The sequence below is a fragment of the Frankia sp. CcI156 genome (genome assembly GCF_001983015.1).
Classification (GTDB): Bacteria; Actinomycetota; Actinomycetes; order Frankiales; family Frankiaceae; genus Frankia; species Frankia casuarinae.
On sequence record NZ_MOMD01000093.1, the window covers coordinates 1 to 758 of the forward strand.

Consider the following 758-nt stretch of genomic DNA (forward strand, 5'->3'; position numbering starts at 1 on the left):
ACCGGCCCCCCGCACCGGCAGCCTCGCCGGTAGCGGCGACGCCGCGTGACCCGCAGCCGCACCGACACCACCCAGTCGAGCTGCTCGACGACGTGCTCACCCCACGGCGTGAACGACGCCCCGCACGACGGGCACGTGTAACCCCCGCCCTCGAAGTCGCCGTCGACCTCGTCACGCGCCAGGTGGTCGTAGCTGCGCCGGCCCGAACGCGCCCCCGGCCCCCGCGGCCGGCCCGTCGACCCACCAGCCCCCTCACCAGCCGCCCCGTCCCGACCATCACCGCTGTCCCCTGCGCCGGCGCAGGCCGGCGGCCCGCCCGACGCGCKCTCCGACGACCGGCCGAAYAGCATCCGACGCAACGTCGCCAGTTCCGCCCGCAACGCCTCAAGCTCGGCCGCGGCCGCGGTCTCCCGCGCGAGCAGCCGGGCATGCTCCGTCCCCAGCTCCGCGAGCTCGACTCGCAGACGRCCGTTCTCCACCAACACATCCGCCAGCGCCTCACCACCAGCAACGCCGCAAACACCCGACTCGACAACCGCCACGCACCACAGCAAACCATCCCGACCAGCGAACCRTCACCCACGGAGACCATCAGGCCACACCCAGYCCCCGCAGCCACCGCCAACGTCGATCAACTCAACGGGACTTCCGACTACGTACGTTCGGGCGGTGGCCGGAGGGGTGCCGTAAATAGAGAAGTCCCCGGTAGATCACAGGGTGTCTACCCCACTGTGCCCTTGACCGAGGACTTCCGTTGC

1 protein-coding gene is annotated in these 758 nt (G+C 71.7%); it reads right to left on the reverse strand.

Annotated features, from left to right (window positions below):
• Positions 1–479 (reverse strand): IS66 family transposase zinc-finger binding domain-containing protein (locus CcI156_RS22770; RefSeq protein ID WP_254847572.1); only part of this gene is annotated, 479 nt, incomplete at its 3' end.
• Positions 480–758: the final 279 nt, after the last annotated feature.